Origin of the sequence: Ruoffia sp. FAM 26255, from assembly GCF_045528525.1 — a bacterium.
Classification (GTDB): Bacteria; Bacillota; Bacilli; order Lactobacillales; family Aerococcaceae; genus Ruoffia; species Ruoffia tabacinasalis.
The window spans coordinates 12,845-31,277 of the sequence record NZ_JBGQQX010000027.1 but is presented as its reverse complement, the minus strand read 5'-3'; the positions used below and the strand labels follow the sequence as shown (position 1 = coordinate 31,277).

Below are 18,433 nucleotides of genomic sequence, written 5' to 3'. Positions count from 1 at the left end.
TTTATTTAGAGTTAAAAATATGAGAATTAAGACTCTTTATTATGAAAAGAAACTTACTTCAAAAGGCGTTGAAATTAGAGTTTCAGCGCCTTACTTTACATAATATTTAACTTTTCATAAGATGAATGGCTCTTATATGAGCTCACAAGTGAAGAATCCACATTACTCCTGGAAATTATCAACGCTCGTTATGAAGCGCAGAAGTCGAATATTTACTGTTCCCAGTTCGACTTTCCGGGTTGGTATGAGAAACTAGGAGACGGTACTTTAGCAGAAGCTATCCTTGATCGAATTATACATAATTCTTATGATGTACTTATAGATGGAGATATTTCGATGCGTGAAAAGCTAGGTTTAAATCAAGATAACTAGACCAATGGTCTTTTTACGACATAGCCAATAGATTTATAATATGTTGACCCCATTTCTACTCAAAAGTTGAGTAGAAATGGGGTCATTTAATTATTACTGGTAAACTATTCCGCAGACATTGGTAAATCTTCCCGCAAAGAGTGGTAAAAAGAACCGCACTACTGGTAAAAAACGTCCGCAATACTCACATTCCATTCCTTTAAAGTGAAGCATTGAGTGTGCCTCATGGCAGCGATAATCCAAGTCGAGATTGTGCGTACAGACCCTTCTACTGAAGCTTTATCCTTTGGATATTTTACTCGAGCTGGCATCACGAATGTGCCGTAATGATTCGCCATATCTTTATAAGTAGAGTTTAGTACTAATTGCTTTCGCGTATTTTCCTGAACCCCTGTTTTTAAGTTGTCAGGGACTAGAACTTCACTCACACCCCCAAAATAGTCGTAAGCATGTCTATGGGCTGTGATCCAAGACGTTAAGTTCATTGATAAAAAACCTTCAACGTAGGACAATTGACTACTAGGAAATGTCGCTACGAATACATAGACTTTCACCTTCTCACCAGTATCTCGGTCAATTAAAGTGCCGGTAGATCCAGCCCAGTCGACTTCTAAAATTTCTCCTGGCCTTCGTTTGATTCGCATCGTTGCCTTATGTTTTTCTGCATATTTTCTATAATGACGAATGAAACTGCGATAGGCATAGGGAATAGCGTTTTCTGCTCGACACTGCACTTCATATTCATGATGAAGCAGTGTTAAAGTGACATTCTTCTTTCCCAACTCTTTGTGAATGTATTCAAAGTCAATCGGTCGGTAACCTGATCCTTCCATCGTCTTTTCAGGATACAAAAACTCTTCTAGCCATTTATCTGTCATCTCATCTGTTAACGGCAGTGTCACCTCCTTTTTTTCCGCAAGTCGAATGACTTCCGTTATTTTTTGTCTTGAGTGACCAGTAGCTGCACGAATACTTCGAAGAGAAAAACCATCAGACCTCATCTCCAATACTTTCCTATATTGGAACATAAAAAAACCTCCATATAATAAATGTCATGCTTTAGGCTTAAATGCCGTAGGCATGCACATTAATTATACAGAAGTTAATAAGTGGTAAACAGGTTGGCAATGACTGGTACATTTCATGGCAAAGGGTGGTACAAAACTTGGCAACGCTGGTACATTTCGCTGGCGGTAGTCAAAGATTAACATAGAGACCGTTTTTGGTCGCATGAAAGGTGTATTTGGTATGCGCAGAGCGCATGTGAGAGGTAAACAAGAAGTACATAATGATATAGGTATCATGCTTATGAGCATGAATTTAACAAAATTAGCAATCGAAGCAAGAAGACAAGCAGAAGCTTCTCGGAGTTCTTCAATCAAAAATATAAAATGCGATGAACCAATCAGAATTCTGATTGGTTCATCGCATTTTTATTATTTAGGGCGACTTAATTCCCAGCCCCAATATAATAATGTTATTGAGGTATTGTCACGCTGTACTTTAGCTAGCTATTCGATGTATCTTTATGGCACTTTCCAAAGCATTAACCAAATAATGAAGCTCTTTTGGAGCAGAAGACATGAAAAAAGCACATCTCAACCTGTTCCCGTGATTAACTAGCTCAAGCTTTAAAAAAATAAAATCAAAACTTTCCTCATTATAAATTGAATTGGTTTTGATTTTACTTTTTTTATTCAGACAATTTAATATTTGATAAACAGCTGGCCATTTTATTAGTAAAGATGGCACTAAAAAGAAAACTAACAATAATTATTCCTTTGTAAATTATTATTGTATATCATCAAGCTGAATTATCTTATCAATGTATGCTTCAGTGTCCTGATTTATATTATGTGAAATCATGATAACCATTAATTCTGGATCTTGTAATATAGTTGATTCAATCAGTTTTTTATTGCGTTCATCTAATGCTGAGGTTGCTTCATCAATTAATAAAATTCTAGGTTTCCTCAATAGTCCTCTCGCTATGGCAAGTCGTTGCTTTTGTCCTCCTGAAAAATTTTTCCCCCCCTCTGTGACCATATAATCGAGTCCTTCGTCATTACTATAAACAAAATTGTAAGCGTTAACTCTCTCTAAAACTTCTATGATCTCTTCCTCACTGTATTCTTCTCCTAAAGTAAGGTTTTCTTTAATTGTTCCCGTGAATAGGGTTGATGTTTGATCTAAATAAACAACTTGATTCCATACATCAGGTAAATTTAATTCTTTTAAGGGAAAGTTATTATAAAATATTTTTCCACTATAACTTTCATAGAGACCTGCAATACATTTCAATAAAGTAGATTTACCAGAACCACTTTCTCCAATGATTACATATTTATTAGGAAATTCAAAAGTTAAATTAATATCATTAAATATACTCATGTTTTCATCATAATTAAAAGATAATTTTCCAGATTTAATACTTTGTATTTGATCGGTCAAGGCTACTGAGGCTGTGTTATAATCTTGTTCATTTAGCCAATCAAATTCAGATAATTTATTTGTTATTGGTTTAGAAGAATTGTACGTCACAATATCATTAAAAACTCCTAAAGAAGAGCTAAAGAAAACTCCTACTAAATTAGCTATTGATAGAATTGCTCCTGGATAAACGGCATTATTTATGACTAAATAGACTGTAAACATCAAAGTTCCAATTTGAAATAGAATATTAATTGCCGAATTTATTCTCATAATTAAGTCTTTTATAAACTGAAATTTCAACTTATCTTGCTCTAAATTATTAGATTCATTGTTTATTCTATCTCTAAATTTTTTCATTAAATTATTGGTTTTAAAAACGATATAATTGGAGAATGTTTCATTTAAAATTCCTACAAAAGCTTCTTGTCGGTTTGACACATTATTTGAATATTTTCCAATTATTGGTTTTGTTATATTCGGAATTATAAGCATTATAAAGGTTGATGCTATTGTAAAATAGGCTAAGTATGAATGCATCGATGTTATTGCTATGAACGAAAATAGCATTTTTAGCATATTCCCCATTAATGAAAAAATGCTTAGTAAAGCACTCTCATCAAAACGTTCAATGTCATTAGTCAGCCTAGATATATAATACCCTGTATTATTTCTAGTATAATCTCTGTACTTTAAATTTGAAATATCATGGGTGTAAGTCTTCCTTATATCAACATTAATAACTTTTAGAGTGTATGCAATCATACAATCTAGTATATAATTAATAGCAATTGACAATATCCAAATAGAAATAATGAAGAAACTATTTCGAAACAACAGTTGAAACGAAGTTTGTTCTAAGCTCTCATATAGTAACCCAAGAGAATAACCTGCATAAACACTTGAAGCAGAAGAACAAACCGTTAAATTCAAAATAATTATTAAATAAATAGGGTGTTTTCTAAAAATTTTCACAGTACTATCCGCTCCTCGGTATTGTCTATAAAAAATAAAGGATTTATTTTTCTATTATTTATAATTCGATCAATAATTAATAACACTCCAGCAGATCCTTCTGCTATATCAAAACAAAGATAATTTAAAGTTCGATTGGGTAATTCCCACTTATTATTATTTTTCACAGCATAACGTAAACATTCCCGTAAAAGATTTACCGATTCTTCATAATAACTAGCCTCATTTAAAAATAAGTAGCAGTCATATAATGCATTAGCAATCCCTGCTAAACCTCTGAATAGAGAAGGAGAGGTATGATGTTTTATCAATAAAGTATCTGCAATTCTTCTACACTGTTCCTTATAGTCTTCTTTTCCTGTAACTTTATAATATCTCGCAAGAACTGTTAAGATACCCGCGCTTCCATCAATAAAATATGGCGACAAAAAATCATTACTATCAGCTTCAGTAGAGAGAAGTAACGCACCAGACTTATGATGGTATATATACTCCATATCATACTCTAGAAAAAACTCACCCATATATAAATACTTTTCATAGTTTGTGACCTTATATATCTCTAAAAGAAATAATGAAATTCCTGTTCTTCCTTTTTTAAAGCCTATATCAGAACATAAATCTATATTTCTTATAATATAATCAGCGATTTTAATTGAATTTTTCTTATAATGTCTTTTTCCGGTTTTATTATAAAAATATATATTAGCTAATCCAATTCCTGCTAAACCAGAGTATAAAGATAAATTTGAACTTTCAGTTACTGTAGAAGGGAAAATTTTTTCTGCATCTTTTAAAAAGCCCATTTCTGATAGCTTCCAAGCAATGCCACTTCTTCCGGTGTATAAACCTTCAGGGCAATACTTACTCTCACTAATGACAGTTTCAATATCTTGCATATCGTTACTACTTACTTCATTCATTTTAAATTTTGTGTAAGCAATACCTAAAAGACCATTACTAAAATTGTAAAGGTTATCAATAATATCTGAAGTAGAATATACATCTGACAATGATTTTTCTCTATAACTATTTATCCCATTTAATAAAGGTTTTACTGAGTATTTTACTTCATCAATTTTTTTCTTTAAAGAGGTATTGTTTTCAATTACATTTATTTCCAACTCATTAAGAATTTCCTTTATTTCAGATAGGTTTTCTTTTATCTCTTTAGTCGATGGTCGATTAGCATGGTCCGCATCAATTAAACTATAAATTAATTCTTTCAATTCAATAGGAAAAGTATAATTTGAAAAGAGTTGCTGTATAACATCCTCTATTTTGCTTTCATCTAATAAGTACAAGCGGTTTCGGTTAATCAGACAACTTAATAAAAGAAGTCCAATGGAATAGATATCTGACTGGAAGAAATTATTACTAGTAATTTCTTCTGTATATTCAAACGTTTGTGATGCTAAATTAATTTCATTTATATTTATACTACTCTCAAGATCAATCAAATAAACTTTATGGTCTTCAGTAATCATTACATTGTTTGGAGATAAGTCTCCATATATGTATCCATAATCATGGATACATTCTAATATGTCTGTTATCTGTATAAATATATCACAAATTTTTATTAAATATTCATTCCATTTTTTTCCATTAAAGTCAACATCTAGAATTGGTGTTTCATCCATGTAAAAATTGTAGAGTGTTTTACCATCAATAAATTCTTCAACTAAAAAATAATGCTCCCACTGTTTATAAAAATCAAGAGCTTTAGGAACATTAGTATGCTTAGAGAAAAAACTCAACAGATTATATTCTGATTTTAGTCGATCAGTCCCCATAATGCCATTTGGAAAATAGTTAATATAGGGGCGCGCTTCTTTTATAATCACATTTTCTCCATTAATATCCTCAGCTAAATACACCCCACCCAAACTTGAAAATTTTAGAGCTTTTTTAAAAACATAATCATTAGGGCTTTCTTGTTCATTGCTAGCCTTATAAGATATGATTTCATCCTGACCTTTTGGAGGAGAATAATATGCCAATCTGTTATCTATAATATATTCATTGTCGCTATCTAATATTAAGTATTCTTTTTTTCCTTCATCATCATATCTGATTATTTCTTTAAAGCCTCCATACCTATAATATAAAACGGCACAATCTTTATATCTCCTATCACTTAATACATATGGCCCTTCAAAATCTTTTAATTTAAAATAAAGTATTTCAAGTAACTCTATAAATTGTTCTTCATTATTCGGGTAAATAGTAATAAACTTCCCAGCACCCACTCTTGAGAAATTCTTTTTATACATTATATTTAATAGTTCAGTATTTTTTACATATTTAAAATTCACTTTTTCCTTTTTTAATGTTTCTGTAACAATATTCAATATATCCAATGCATTTTTTAAAGTACAAGATACATGGATTTTCCACCCTTGATCAGGTATTTCATTGACTGAAAAATTACAATTAATAAAAATATCTTTCTCATAGAAATTCCATTGATCATCTAGTATTTTATCTACAGATTTAGATAGTATATCTATATTATTATATTTGCTTGCTAAAATCTCATTGTAAATGCTTTTAGTTCTAGACATATAATTTCCTGCTTTCAATTTTTATTCGTTCTTATAGCTCCTTGATTTATTGAAACAGTTAATAATAGATAAAAAGTTCTCCTATATTTTTTGTAGGAGAACTTTTTATCTTTTGATTGTCATCATTAATCAGTAATGATAATTATATCTCCACAATTATTACTATTACTACTGCTCATGGGTGAAACATTATTATCTAAATCCAGTTTTTGCAATTCTAATACCTGTTCCATGGTTCTCACCTCCTCGTATTAATTTGTTACAAGCTAATTGGAGTTAGTTTGATACAATTTTATTATTCTGCACTTTCTTCTTCAGTTGTCTCTTCTTCAGTTGATTCTTCTTCTGAAGTTTCAGCTGCTGAATCGTCTTCTGTTGCTGAATCATCTGATTCAGTAGAAGCTTCTTCTTCTTGTTCATAGTATGCTAAGTTTGTTAACTCATCATTTTCAGTTTGAACTTCAACTGCTGCAATTTCTCCAACTTCAACGTCTTCATTCCCAACAACTGACCATAATAATGCTTCAGTATAGCGTTCAGGGAATAGTGATGTTGTTACTACTTCTGGTTGGCCAAACATATCAGTAAATGCTGCTAAGTCACCTTCATTGAATAAAGTTTGTAAATCTTCAATGGTAGTTTCTAAGCGTTCAAACATTTTAGCTGTCTTGTATTGGTATTCAATGTTTGTTAATTCTGGTCCATTATCTTCAGAGTTAATATATGTTTGGAAACGAACAACTTGTACGATGTCGTCTTCAATTGAAACATATCTAAAGATTTCTCCATTATCTGATTCAGATACAGATGTTGGATCGTCACCCATAATTTCTACTACTTCATCAAACGTTAAATTCACTTCACCATTCGTTGAGCGTTCTTTCGCTGTATCTAATACTTCTTGATAACCTGCTTCTAAGTCTGCTCTTTCTAATACTAAGTTTGGATCCCATTCTTCAGTAGGCCTGATTAATTCTGTAATTTCAGTTTCTGTGTAAGGATTGTCTGCACTTGGTGTTAAATCTTCTTCACCTTCTGTTGCTTCAGTATCTTCTGTAGACTCTTCTGAAGTTTCCTCAGTTGATTCAGTTTCTTCAGTAGATTCTTCTGTCTCTTCTGATGCTACCTCTTCAGTTTCTTCGCTTGTCTCAGTAGTCTCACTTGCAAAAATAGTTGCGGGTGCTAATGATAAAACTAAACCTGCACTTAATGTTCCTAAAATTAATTTTTTCAATTGTTTTTTCATAATTAATCCTCCTTATAATCATAAATAAAAAGAAATAAAATATTTATGTTGTACCCATCATAATCATTATTTTTATTTTTTACAAATGATATACCTCAACATAAAGTCCTTATAACATATTGATATAAGCGCTTTAATATATTTTCAATAAACTATTCATATTCGTAACTTTATTGACACAATGCGGAATGTTGCTTTTAATTAATTTCAATATTTTTATAACCGTCTATATTTATTAGTATATACACCTATTATTGTATAATATTTTGCATAAATCTTTTATATGCGATTAAGCATTTTATGAAGATTATGACATATTTTTTTGGAGAATATACATAAAAAGTGAAAGAATATTACAAAAACAGCACTTATAAAAATAAATGCTGTTTTTATATCATTATCTAATTTCTAGGCCTTCTATTTCTTTCAAAGCATCCGTAATGTTAGTCATTACTTTTTCGATATCTTCGTCTTTTAATGTTTCATTTGGATTTTGGAAAGTCATATGATAAGCCAATGATTGCTTACCTTCTGGAATGTTCTCTCCAACATAACGGTCAAATAGCTCAATTGAAACTAAGTACTGCCCTCCATTTTCTGCGATCGTTGAATTTAATTCATGATGCAGTAACGTATCATCAACTAATAAAGCTAAGTCACGTGACGTTGATGGGTATTTAGCAATTGGAGTTTGAACTAAATCAGCTGTTGGATAAGCAACTAATTTATCTAATTCAATCTCAGCGAAGAATGTTGCTTGATTTAAGTCAAATTCTTCCGCCACTAATGGATGAATTTGTCCCATAAATCCAATATCTTCACCCGCTAATGAAACGATCGCTGTTCGACCTGGATGCATCACATCAATCTCTGATGTCGGTTTAAATTCAATTTCTGAAGCAACTCGTAAGCTTTCAAAGTATGTTTCTAACATACCTTTTAGTACGTAGAAGTCATAATTCTTTTTACTTTCATACCATTGAGATCCTTTATATTCACCAGAAAGTAGAATCGCTAAGCGTTCTTCTTCTTTAGGTTGAACATGTGTACCTTGTCCAAAGAAGACACGTCCTGCTTCATAGAAAGCTAAATCTTTATTTTGACGTGCTTGGTTATATTGTGCAATTTCCATTAAAGCTGGGAACATGCTTTGTCTTAGAACCGTACGTTCTTCACTCATTGGCAATTCTAACTCTACTAAAGAATGCGCGTCTGATTTTAATAAACTTGCATGTTCTTTAGATGTTAAGACATACGTAATGGCTTGGTTTAAGCCTAAGCCTTCAGCTACGGTACGTGTTTTACGAATTAATTGTTGTTTTTGAGTTAAACGCCCTGGTTGACTCGGTGTTGTCGGTAATGTTGTTGGAATATTATCATAACCATAGATACGAGCAATTTCTTCCAAGATATCCGCTTCAATTGAAATATCCCAACGTCTTGCTGGAACATCAACGATAAACGCTTCTTCATTAAACTCAACTTCAAAGCCTAAACGATCAATAATTTTAATGATGTCGTCTTTCGTTAAAGAAATACCTAATTTCTTCTCTGGAGAATTATTATGAACGCTAATTTGAACGTTGTCTGTGTTAAGTTGATTAAACTCTTTGACACCATCAGCGATTTGACCACCTGATAATTGAGCCATTAATAAAGCTGCTTGTTCGCCTGACTCATTTAATTTACTTACGTTGATTCCTTTTTCAAAGCGAGCACTTGATTCAGAACGTAAAGCAAATTTCTTCGATGTTGAACGAACACGTTGTGAATCAAATACGGCTGTCTCTAATAAGACATTCTTAGTTTTGTTCGTAACTTCCGTATCTAAACCACCCATAACACCAGCCAGAGCAATAGGTTGGTCCCCAGAAGCAATAACTGTATCTGTTGGTTCTAATGTTCTTTCAACACCGTCAAGAGTTGTTAATGTATCTCCATCAGCTGCTGATTTTACTTTAATTGTTTTTGAATCTAATTGATCAAAATCAAACGCATGCATCGGTTGTCCGTATAATAATAAGAAATAATTCGTTGTATCAACGATATTATTCACCGGACGAATTCCAGCTTTCATTAAACGAAGTTGAACCCATAGTGGACTCGCTTTTACTTCAACGTTCTCAATTAAACGAATTTGGTAAGCTTTTGATAATTCTGGACTTTCAACGTCAATTTGAACTTGCCCTAATTTTGAATCTTGAACAAAATCGTGTGCTTCAATTAAATTAAATTGAGGTTTTTGATCGTAAATCGCTCCCACTTCGTAAGCTGTTCCATACATACTTAATGCATCAGCACGGTTAGGTGTAATATCTAATTCAATGACATCGTCATCTAATTTCATATATGACACAATGTCTTCGCCTACTGGTGCATCTTCAGGTAAGACAAAGATCCCTTTGGCATACTCTTTAGCAACCACACTGTCACTAAAGCCGAGCTCTTGTAAGGAACAAATCATACCTTTTGAATCTACGCCCCGTAATGTACTTTCTAATATTTCCATTCCGCCAGGTAAGACTGCACCTGGTAAGGCAACAATCACTTTTTGACCTTGTTTAATGTTTGGAGCTCCACAGACGATTTGACTTAAATCGCTACTTCCTACATTGACTTGTGTCACATTTAAGTGATCACTATCTTGATGTGGCGCAAGTTCTACGACTTCACCGACAACAATATTATTTAAATCTTTACCAATATTTTCAACGGACTCAACTTCAATCCCTGTTCTTGACATACGTTCAGCTAATTCTAAGCCTGAAATATCTGTTAGGTCTAGGAAGTCACTTAACCATTCGAGTGAAATTAACATATTAGTTTTGACCTCCTTTAAATTGTTTTAAGAATCTTAAATCATTTTGATAGAAATGACGAATATCGTCGATGTTATATTTAAGCATTGCGACACGTTCAATTCCTAAACCGAACGCAAAGCCACTATATTTCTCAACATCAATACCAGACATTTCTAGAACGCGCGGGTGAACAATCCCAGCACCTAAAATTTCAATCCAGCCTGTTTGTTTACATACCGAACAACCTTCTCCACCACACTTAAAGCAACTCACATCAACCTCTACTGAGGGTTCTGTAAAGGGGAAGAAGCTTGGACGAAGACGAATTTCACGTTCTTCACCAAATAATCTTTGAACTAATAGTAATAATGTCCCTTTTAAATCAGCCAAAGTGATATCTTCAGCAATCACTAAGCCTTCCACTTGTTGGAATTGGTGTGAATGCGTTGCATCGTCACTATCGCGACGGAATACTTTACCTGGACTGATCATTTTTAATGGTCCATCTTCTTCAAAATTATGGACTTCCATCGTACGTGCTTGTACCGGTGACGTATGTGTACGTAATAGGACTTCATCATCTACATAGAAAGTATCTTGCATATCACGTGCTGGATGGTTCTTAGGTAAGTTCATACGCTCAAAGTTATAAGAGTCTAATTCCACTTCTGGACCTTCGACAACTTGATAACCCATCCCTAAAAAGAAATCTTCAATTTCTTCTAATGTTTGAGTTAAGATATGACGTGTGCCGTATGGTTGAGCGTAACCTGGTAATGTCACATCAATGGTTTCATTCGCTAATTGTTGTTCTAACTCTTTCGCTTTAATGAATTCCGTTTGTTTCTCAAAGGCTTCATTGAAGATTGTATGGAAATTTTGAATCGCTTTACCTAATTCTGGCTTTTCTTCGTTAGATAAATGACGCATTTCTTTCGTATATTGAGTTAATTCACCTTTTTTACCAGTAAATTTTACTCGAATTGATTGAAGTTCATTTGTTGAGTCACTCGCTTGAATTTCTTTAGCAGCATCTTGCGCTAAAGCTTCAATCGATGACTTTAATTGTTCAATAGTTGATGTCATGTTTTTCTCCTTTTTTTAAATGAATACATAAAAAAAGCACGCCCCTAAAAAGGGACGCGCTACCGTGGTACCACCCTAATTCTTAGTTAAATAATATTTAACTAAGCTCTTACGCCGGTAACCTAGGCTTTAGGTATCTTTTTCAAATTCTAACAAGAATTCTTTACAGATCCACTCCGAAATTGAACGTAAGAGACCGACTTATGTTATTTAGTTTCAGTCGATGCTAAATATCCCTGTCAATGGCGGTTCTTACTAGTTTCTTCTATGTGTTTAATCATCCATTATCTTATTATAGTAAGACTTTATATTAAAGTCAAACTGATTAATTTATTTGATTTGGATTGTATGCTACGTCCATGGCTTTTACAGTATGACGATAAATGAAGCTAAATGCTCCTGTCGTTAATTCTGCAACACAACTGTGTTTATCCATTAAAGTAACAATCCAACTTTCAGCATATTTAGGCACGTCGCGTGTTGCTCCAGCCATATGCTTCAATATAATGTCGCATTCTAACTCAGATAATTCTGTAAGTTTTTTTGCGTTCTCTAATGCAATACGTGGATGTTCGAAATTATGACCTTTTCCTCCTACTTCATGCTTTGTTTCGCAGTCGTAGAAAAATAAATCATGCAATAGTCCAGCTCTTGCAATAGCTTTTGTATTCAATTTTAGTCGTTTAGCCCAACGGTAACTACGGTAAGATACCGATAATGAGTGTAATAAGCGGTTAGTTACATGGTGATGCTTGTACATTTCTAATTTTTGAACCATCTCGTTATCTAATAAATCCTCAACGAGAGCTAAATATTCCGGATCTTTTTGCCATTTTAAAGTCAAATATATTCCTCCAAATATTGTGATTAAATTTATTATACAACAATAATTCAAATAAAGTATGAAGATAATATTAATATTACATAAAGTTCATGAAACATAACTGTAATAATTACATTTTAACATAATGGAATAATAAAATTCCAGTTGCTACACCTACATTTAATGATTCGGCGTTACCTGGCATTGGAATGAAGATTAATTGGTCACTTATCGCTTGAATTTCTTCACTCACACCTTGCCCTTCATTACCTACTACAATGGCTACAGGCATTGTTTGGTCTGTCTCTTTATAGGAGATAGCCCCTTTATTTAAGGCTGTAGTTAATACTTGTACTCCCATAGCTTTTAAGTCTTCAATCGCTTTAGGTAAAGGCATTTCAATGACAGGTAAGTGCCATAGAGACCCTTGAGTTGATCGGATGACTTTCTCATTATAGGTATCTACAGATCCTTCACCAATAATTATCGCATCATAACCTGCCGCATCTGCAGTACGAATCATTGTTCCTAAATTACCAGGATCTTGCACTTTATCTACTAATAAATATCGTGTCCCCGTGACCAATTCAGATTGCTTTTCTGTCGCTTCGACTTCAGCAAAAACGCCTTGTGGTGTTTGAGTAGCGGATAGCTCTTTTGCGATATCACCATCAATGACTGTGATGGGTGTGTCTTCTGAGAGGTTTAATGCCTGACTATTCTGTTGATAATAGTCTTCTGTCATAATCCACTGCTTTACTGGAACCTTCCATTCAATTGCTTCTAAAGCTAAATGGGTACCTTCTATCAAGAAACTTTGACTTTTCTTACGCCCTTTGCTCGTCAATAATTTTTTCCAAGCTTTAACTTGTGCGTTTTGCTTCGAGCGGATAATTTCTTTCTCTGACATATTAACGTGTTAACTCGTATATTGCTTCAGCGTAAATGGCAGTCGCTCTGAATAAGTCTTCTAAAGCAATAAATTCGTTTGCTTGATGCATTGTATCTATTGAATCTGGGAATAAAGCACCGTAAGCAACTCCTCTAGGCATTAAGCGAGCGTAAGTTCCCCCACCAATCGTTTGTTCAACGCCTTTTTCACCAGTTTGTCTCTCATAAACATCTAGTAATGTTTTCACTAATGGATCATCACCTGGGACATAATGAGGTTCTTTCGAATCTGACATTGTCACCGTCGCATCATAGGCTAATAGATGCGTATTAATTTGTTCTTGAATCGTTTCTGGGTTTGTTCCTTTTGGATAACGGAAGTTCGCATCAATGGTAGCACCTTGTGCTTCATCAAAATCAATGATACCAACATTCATTGACACATCGCCCATGACTTCATGCGTGTAATTCACACCGATGTTACTTCCATCGAAACCTTCAAATAATTCACGCGCTAATAATTGAATAGTATCTTGAGCACCTTTTGAATCAAAAGCATAGTTTTCTAAGAACTTCGCTAAATGAGTTCCGGCATTTACACCTTTTTCTGGTGTTGAACCGTGGGCTGCTTTACCTACTAAGTTTAATGTTAATTGATCTCCTTCAACACTGCTGTCTCCAGATAAAGCATCATACGCAGCAATAAACTCTTGGAACGCTTTAGCTATGTCAGCTGCATCATTTGTTTGAATAATTGCTGTAGCATCTTGTGGTACCATATTTGCACGTAACCCAGCAGTTAATTTAACTAAATGGTTGGCTGCTTCGAGTGTTTCACCTAATTTTAGATCGAAGATGGCTGATACATTTCCTTTTTCACCATTAATAATTGGGAAAGTCGCATCTGGTGAAAAGCCTAAATCTGGCATTGGTGCATGTTGGAAGTAATAATCCATACATTGCCATCCACTTTCTTCATCTGTTCCAACAATTAAGTGAATGCGTTTATTGGATTTGACACCAAGTTCACGTAATAATTTTACTGCAAAGTAAGCTGCCACAGTTGGTCCTTTATCATCACTTGAACCACGAGCGTAAATACGATTATTAATAATTTCTGGTTTAAATGGATCCGTATCCCAACCAGTACCTACAGGCACAACATCAACGTGTCCTAGAACACCTAAGAGCTCGTCTCCTTCGCCCACTTTCACGTGACCAGCCCATGGTCCAAATTGTTCAGTTTCAAAGCCGTCTTCCTTTGCCATCGCAAGAAACTCTTCTAAAGCACGTTTTGGACCAGGTCCCACAGGTGCTTCTTCTGTTGCTAAGTCATCTTCTCTTACTGATTCTACTTCCAGAATTCGAAATAGGTCTTTGAGTAAGACGTCTTGACGTGATTCTACTTCTTGTAACCAATTTATATTTTTCATTATTAATAATGCTCCTTCACTAATTTCATTATTACTATTCTATCACTAATCTCTTGTTGCAAAAAGTTAAATAACTTATTCACAATGAACATTTTATTCATTCCATAATAAAAAGGTTAATGGATGTCAGAATTGTGTTTAAACATACAATTCCTTATTCATTAACCTTTAAATAACTATTCTAAGCCGTATGGAACTAATAGATTCATCTCAGCTTCTGTTAATTCTCGGTAATCACCAAGAGCTAACTCTGGATCAATCTTTAGAGGTCCCATTGAAATACGGTGCAATTGGATAACTTCCTTGCCAACTGCTTCAAACATTCGTTTTACTTGATGGAATTTACCTTCAGTAATCTCCACATGTATTAATGTTTGAGAAATTTCAGCATGCACTTCCAGTATTTCTAAATTCGCTGATTGAGTAATAAAATCACCCAAATCAAGTCCTTTTTCAAACTTTTGAATATCCTCTTCCGTCACAACTCCTTCAATTAAAGCTTCATAACGCTTCTTCACTTTCTTCTTGGGTGAAAGTAATTGATGTGCTAATTGTCCGTTATTGGTCAAAAGAAGTAGACCAGTTGTATCTATATCTAATCTTCCTACTGGAAAGAGTTGCGCATGACCAAAGTCTAATTCAACCCAATCAATCACCGTTTCATATTCTCTATCTTCTGTCGCACTAATAATCCCATCTGGTTTATTTAACATGACGTAGTAATATTCTTGATATAAAACAGGCTCGTTCATGTATTGAATTATATCTGTTTCAGGATCCACATTGTGTCCCACTTTTTTGATTACTTTATCATTCACAGTAATTGAACCACTCACAATAATTTTTTTAACATCTTTTCGTGAGCCATATCCTGCATGACTTAATAATTTGTCTAACCGCATTACATTAACCTCATTTTATCTTGAATATCTTTAAATCGATTACCAATTAAGACTGATAACATGTTCGTAATACCTAGAATACTTCCGTAAACGAGTACTGCCATAATGATGACAATGACGATTTTAAGGAAAGTTAATCCACGTCCAACAGGACCGAACAGAAGGTTTAATGATTGATTCCACATTGCGGCTGAAACTGTCATTAATGCTGAAGCAATGAGTATCTTAATAATACTGCTATTCAATCTACGGTAATTAAAGTCTAATTCACGACTCAACTTGATCCACATCAATACTGTTGAAACTAAGAAACCAATAGCTGTTGAAACTAAGGCACCATGTGCTTCAAATAAAGCAACAAATGAGAATTGTAATAATGCTTTAACTACAAGTCCAATTAATAGGAAACGTACAGCTAAGCGACGGTAATTCATCGATTGTAAGATTGTTGAGAACACCGTGTAAGCCCCTAGTACGATACTAGAAATTGAGGCTGTAATTAAAAGCCCAGGTCCTGCTTCTGATCCATTTGGATAGAATAAATAATAGATATTATTAGCAATGGATGCCATTCCTAATGCTGCTGGAATCATAACGATACTGAATAATACCGTAATATGTTCAACTAATTCACTCGTACCTGCAATGTTTCTCTGTGCAAATTTCTTCGAAATAACGGGTACTAATGAAGAAGCTAAGGCAACTGCTAATGAAATAATAATCATCACAAGTTTATCCACATCTAAACTTAGAACCCCATAGAGTTCTTCAATCTCAGTGAATAATAAGGCTGACGTTGATTCTAGTATTTGTCCGAAAGTATATGTATCAATTAACTGAGCGATAATAATTCCTGATCCTAATAAGATAAATGGAATACTATCGACAACCATAATTTTGATACTTTCTTTAAAGTCTAAGTTCACATTGTTTGCTGATTTAGCAATTAAACGTTTAGCCACTGGTAAGCGTCTAATATATTCAAATATTAGATATAGCAGTGCGCCTAAAGCTCCAATGAAGGCAGCAAATGTTGAGTGAACTACAGCTTGTGTTACTTCACCGCTATAAATCATCATAATCGCATAGGTAGCTGCTAATAAGTAACCAACACGGGCAAATTGTTCAATAATCTGAGAAATTGCGGTTGGTTTCATGTCATTAAATCCTTGGAAATAACCACGGAGTAAGCTCATAGCTGGCAGTATTAATAGTGCCGGTGATAGTGAACGAATAACCATCGTTGCTCCTTCAACATTGGTTGTTGAAGTATTTTCTGCTAATATTGGCGCGATTAAAAATAACAATCCGCCTGATAGCACTCCAGTTAACAACATAATAATAATACTGTTTTTGAAGAGCTTATCGGCTGTTTTATACTCTTTTAAAGAATGATAATAAGCCATTTGCTTCGCAATTGAACTTGGGAAACCAGCCGTCGCTATCGCAAGCATTAATGAATACGGCTTGTAACCCGCACTATAAAGTACGTTGGCTTGCGTATATTCTGCTCCTAACCATGTTGCCCATGGAATAACATATAGCGCTCCAATGACACGAGAGAGAACATTACCAATGGTTAACCAAGAAGCACCACTTGTAATCCCTGACTTCTCGTCTTCTTCATCCGATTCCTCTTCGAGTCGTTCCTCAATGACCGTATCATTTTGAGAGTAATACTCATTTAATACTTGATCCGTGAGAATGGGATTTTCAATAATGTCTGTATCTTGGCTAATCTTTTCACTTAATTGATCTAATTCTTCGTCAGTGAGGTCTTTATCTTTGAATTGTTCATCGATATCAGGTTCAGAGTCAGATTCACTGTTTACTTCCTCTTCTTCATCAAAGTTCGAATCAGTGGTTTCATCTTCAAATTCAGAATTTGTTTCTAATTGAGACTCGTCCTCACCCAATTCAGTGATACTTATCGCATCATCTTCACCGAGATTCTCTAAGTCTTCTTCAGATTCATCATCTTCTGGTTGATAGCTAGCTTCAATACCACTTTCTGCCGGATAAACTTCTTGATCTTCGTCATCAACTAATTCAGTATCAATTGATTCTTTCTCATCTAAGTCGTCGTAATCAGGTGTTAGTTCCTCTTCTGTAGCTAATTCCTCAGTATAATCATCTTGATTTAACCAATCGGTTTGATTCACTGACTCCTCGAATTCCAGATTATCTTTCGCATCTTGTTCTGCTTCTTCCAGTTCTTCGTCCGATTTATTTGATTCATCGGATGAAGATAATATATTTTTCACTGAACTGAAAAGTCCTGTATTGCTTTTTTCTGGTTCTTCAACTTCCAAATTCTCAGTTTCAATTGAATCCGATCTATCCATAACTTTAACGTCTGAACGGTCTTCTTTCTGACGAGAGAAAAGATTTTTAAATACAGAATCTTTCTTTTCTTTCTCGTCTGATAACCTTTTCTCACTTTCTTGGAATTGATTGTAATCTGTAATATCTTCCAATTCTGTTAAATCATAACGTTCTTCATACGTTGGTTTAAAAACATCACCAAAGATTTTCTTTCGCTCTTTTGGCTTTTGCTTTTCTTCTTGTTCCTTTTGCTTTTTCAGCATTTCTTTTTCTCTATTTCGTTCGCGCAAGGACTTATATCGAAATTCATTCACAGTCGGTGTGCTAGATGATGTTTCAACTTCGGATGCCCTTGCTTCATCTAAGTTTTCATCTCTTTCGGGTCGATCCAGATTCTCTAATTCTTCCTTAGACATCTCAGACTGAGCAAAATAATCCCCATCTATTGGCTGACGATTCGGCCGGCGAAGGATATTTTTTTCTTCTTCAGTAAACTCTATTGTCTGAAATTCGTCTCTATTATAAGGTTGTTGATTAGATAAATCATTCGAGTTATCTTGATCATTGTGCTGTTTACTCAAA

Annotated in this window: 12 protein-coding genes and 2 pseudogenes; 2 read left to right on the top strand and 12 right to left on the bottom strand. The window is 34.0% G+C overall.

Going from position 1 to position 18,433, the window contains the following annotated elements:
• Positions 1 to 132: 132 nt before the first annotated feature.
• Positions 133 to 372, top strand: a pseudogene (locus ACEN31_RS06750) (ATP-binding protein); the annotation flags it as partial.
• 158 nt (positions 373 to 530) lie between these two features.
• Here ACEN31_RS06750 and istA read toward each other — a convergent pair.
• Positions 531 to 1,400, bottom strand: a complete 870-nt coding sequence (gene istA, locus ACEN31_RS06745) for an IS21 family transposase (RefSeq protein ID WP_407109004.1) — start codon at positions 1,398 to 1,400, stop codon at positions 531 to 533.
• A 172-nt stretch (positions 1,401 to 1,572) separates the two neighbouring features.
• Here istA and ACEN31_RS06740 point away from each other — a divergent pair.
• Positions 1,573 to 1,755 (top strand): annotated as a pseudogene (locus ACEN31_RS06740) (transposase); the annotation flags it as partial.
• A gap of 408 nt (positions 1,756 to 2,163) precedes the next feature.
• Here ACEN31_RS06740 and ACEN31_RS06735 read toward each other — a convergent pair.
• The 11 genes from ACEN31_RS06735 to ACEN31_RS06685 all read right to left on the bottom strand — a co-directional run bounded on the left by ACEN31_RS06735 (position 2,164) and on the right by ACEN31_RS06685 (position 18,432).
• The gene (locus tag ACEN31_RS06735; RefSeq protein ID WP_407109003.1) at positions 2,164 to 3,777 is read right to left on the bottom strand and encodes an ABC transporter ATP-binding protein; all 1,614 of its coding nucleotides are present in this window, start codon (positions 3,775 to 3,777) and stop codon (positions 2,164 to 2,166) included.
• Entirely contained in the window at positions 3,774 to 6,344 is a 2,571-nt protein-coding gene (gene lanKC / locus ACEN31_RS06730) for a class III lanthionine synthetase LanKC (RefSeq protein WP_407109002.1), read from the bottom strand. The genes ACEN31_RS06735 and lanKC overlap by 4 nt, the downstream gene beginning before the upstream one ends.
• Positions 6,345 to 6,469: 125 nt before the next feature.
• Complete coding sequence (locus tag ACEN31_RS06725) at positions 6,470 to 6,577, bottom strand: class III lanthipeptide (RefSeq protein WP_212746682.1); 108 nt, start codon at positions 6,575 to 6,577, stop codon at positions 6,470 to 6,472.
• A gap of 62 nt (positions 6,578 to 6,639) precedes the next feature.
• Positions 6,640 to 7,590 (bottom strand): hypothetical protein, encoded by a 951-nt coding sequence (locus tag ACEN31_RS06720; RefSeq protein WP_407109001.1) that lies wholly within the window; start codon positions 7,588 to 7,590, stop codon positions 6,640 to 6,642.
• A gap of 397 nt (positions 7,591 to 7,987) precedes the next feature.
• Complete coding sequence (gene pheT, locus ACEN31_RS06715) at positions 7,988 to 10,408, bottom strand: phenylalanine--tRNA ligase subunit beta (RefSeq protein ID WP_407109000.1); 2,421 nt, start codon at positions 10,406 to 10,408, stop codon at positions 7,988 to 7,990.
• 1 nt (position 10,409) lies between these two features.
• Complete coding sequence (gene pheS, locus ACEN31_RS06710) at positions 10,410 to 11,477, bottom strand: phenylalanine--tRNA ligase subunit alpha (RefSeq protein WP_197105245.1); 1,068 nt, start codon at positions 11,475 to 11,477, stop codon at positions 10,410 to 10,412.
• A 325-nt stretch (positions 11,478 to 11,802) separates the two neighbouring features.
• On the bottom strand, positions 11,803 to 12,321 hold the full coding sequence (locus ACEN31_RS06705; protein ID WP_407108999.1) for an HD domain-containing protein: 519 nt from the start codon (positions 12,319 to 12,321) through the stop codon (positions 11,803 to 11,805).
• Between the two features lie 109 nt (positions 12,322 to 12,430).
• Positions 12,431 to 13,210 carry a TrmH family RNA methyltransferase gene (locus ACEN31_RS06700; protein WP_407108998.1) on the bottom strand — a complete coding sequence of 260 codons (780 nt, stop codon included), beginning with the start codon at positions 13,208 to 13,210 and terminating at the stop codon, positions 12,431 to 12,433.
• A 1-nt stretch (position 13,211) separates the two neighbouring features.
• The gene (pepV, locus tag ACEN31_RS06695; protein ID WP_407108997.1) at positions 13,212 to 14,624 is read right to left on the bottom strand and encodes a dipeptidase PepV; all 1,413 of its coding nucleotides are present in this window, start codon (positions 14,622 to 14,624) and stop codon (positions 13,212 to 13,214) included.
• Between the two features lie 176 nt (positions 14,625 to 14,800).
• The gene (locus ACEN31_RS06690) at positions 14,801 to 15,526 is read right to left on the bottom strand and encodes a pseudouridine synthase (protein WP_338488546.1); all 726 of its coding nucleotides are present in this window, start codon (positions 15,524 to 15,526) and stop codon (positions 14,801 to 14,803) included.
• Positions 15,526 to 18,432 (bottom strand): oligosaccharide flippase family protein, encoded by a 2,907-nt coding sequence (locus ACEN31_RS06685; protein WP_407108996.1) that lies wholly within the window; start codon positions 18,430 to 18,432, stop codon positions 15,526 to 15,528. The genes ACEN31_RS06690 and ACEN31_RS06685 overlap by 1 nt, the downstream gene beginning before the upstream one ends.
• Position 18,433: the final 1 nt, after the last annotated feature.

What these genes read in the sequence shown, in the direction of transcription:
- istA (WP_407109004.1), bottom strand. Translation starts at nt 1,400, where the DNA reads ATGTTCCAATATAGGAAAGTATTGGAGATGAGGTCTGATGGTTTTTCT.
- lanKC (WP_407109002.1), bottom strand. Translation starts at nt 6,344, where the DNA reads ATGTCTAGAACTAAAAGCATTTACAATGAGATTTTAGCAAGCAAATAT.
- ACEN31_RS06725 (WP_212746682.1), bottom strand. Translation starts at nt 6,577, where the DNA reads ATGGAACAGGTATTAGAATTGCAAAAACTGGATTTAGATAATAATGTT.
- ACEN31_RS06720 (WP_407109001.1), bottom strand. Translation starts at nt 7,590, where the DNA reads ATGAAAAAACAATTGAAAAAATTAATTTTAGGAACATTAAGTGCAGGT.
- pheT (WP_407109000.1), bottom strand. Translation starts at nt 10,408, where the DNA reads ATGTTAATTTCACTCGAATGGTTAAGTGACTTCCTAGACCTAACAGAT.
- pheS (WP_197105245.1), bottom strand. Translation starts at nt 11,477, where the DNA reads ATGACATCAACTATTGAACAATTAAAGTCATCGATTGAAGCTTTAGCG.
- ACEN31_RS06700 (WP_407108998.1), bottom strand. Translation starts at nt 13,210, where the DNA reads ATGTCAGAGAAAGAAATTATCCGCTCGAAGCAAAACGCACAAGTTAAA.
- pepV (WP_407108997.1), bottom strand. Translation starts at nt 14,624, where the DNA reads ATGAAAAATATAAATTGGTTACAAGAAGTAGAATCACGTCAAGACGTC.
- ACEN31_RS06690 (WP_338488546.1), bottom strand. Translation starts at nt 15,526, where the DNA reads ATGCGGTTAGACAAATTATTAAGTCATGCAGGATATGGCTCACGAAAA.